This is a genomic window from Paenibacillus sp. NPDC056722 (assembly GCF_042790635.1).
Classification (GTDB): Bacteria; Bacillota; Bacilli; order Paenibacillales; family Paenibacillaceae; genus Paenibacillus_AQ; species Paenibacillus_AQ agri.
This window is the reverse complement of the sequence record NZ_JBHTYV010000037.1, coordinates 1-1,290: the sequence shown is the minus strand read 5'-3', so window position 1 is coordinate 1,290 and position 1,290 is coordinate 1. Positions and strand designations below refer to the sequence as shown.

Sequence of the window (1,290 nt, the reverse complement as noted above, 5' to 3'; positions counted from 1 at the left end):
GACGAGAATTAAAAATTCTCATTTTTGAACTCACTTTCGTGAATTCGATACTCACTCGTTGTTCAGTTTTCAAAGATCAAGCTGTTCTCGTTGTCTGCTTAATGTCTCAGCAGCAACTCTTATAATATACCATGAATTCCGACATAATGCAACACTTTTTTTGAAAAGTTTTACGAAGCCGGCTATTCATCTTATTCCAATCGACAAACAATTCTTTCTGCTCTCGACCGGACATTTAATATACCATGTTACCTTACCATAATGCAAGCTTTATTATTTATTATTTTAGAAAAATAGCCTGTTTTATTTATAGAGTCTTTAATGTTCTACTAACATACCGGTATAACACAATCTTCCCTTTAGTTGAGAACATCAAAGTATACAAAAACTGCATTAATCTAAGCTGCTGGTTCTACTTCATATTTTCAGCATGTTTGAAATTAGATAGTTTAAGGATTGAAGCTTTTTTTACTCCTGATCTTGCAGTGCTTCAAGGATGGAGAGATTATCGATCTTTTTATTTATTTGCCGTTGTTCTATTAATAAGAACGCTAGAGTACCTAGCACACCCACAAACATGGCCTTAGGTTCAATAATTAAAGGAAATTGTATACCTTGCTATTCTGCTTCTGCCCTCTAATCACTCGGCATATTGCACAAACTGTTCGAACTGTTGCTGAAGTCTACTCGTATCAAGAATCATCGTTGTTCTATTATTAATTTAAAATTGCTTGCCAATCTCTGAAAACCCATTACTTTCTGCCTCAAAAGTCTAATTGCCCTCATATTCTGAGCCTTAAGAAGATTCCTGCATCACATCATAATCCATATAAGCAACAATTCCAATATAATGTGCTACAATATCAACTACTTGTATATTCAGGGTAATGCCATCTCTCATATCAACAACCTCTACAAGAAGCGTATCACCCTTGTCCAGTTTCAGAGTAGCTGCCAAATGATTGGACAGAACAAGCTCTTTGTGTGGCAGGATAATATTTTTCCCATCTTCTGTCTTCGGTTGACAGACACTTGAATCTTTCGGCAGACTGGTCAAGTCTACTACCTTCTTGTTCTCATTTATCCTTCTTTCACCTTACTTCTACAAATTGTACATTTTGCTTACAAACACTATAATAATTTGATTGAACCGTCCCAAAACGCCATTGAAGCTCTAAAAGATTTATTATAAAACACAAAAAAGCCCTTGTTGATTAAATCAACAAGGGCTCATGTGCTTGGCGGCGTCCTACTCTCCCAGGACCCTTCGGTCCAAGTACCATCGGCGCT

1 protein-coding gene is annotated in these 1,290 nt (G+C 36.4%); it reads right to left on the bottom strand.

Translation table 11 applies throughout. The features are described 5' to 3' along the window. Nucleotides 1-796: 796 nt before the first annotated feature. On the bottom strand, nucleotides 797-1,057 hold the full coding sequence (locus ACFRAM_RS28700; RefSeq protein WP_379470438.1) for a hypothetical protein: 261 nt from the start codon (nucleotides 1,055-1,057) through the stop codon (nucleotides 797-799). Nucleotides 1,058-1,290 lie beyond the last annotated feature (233 nt).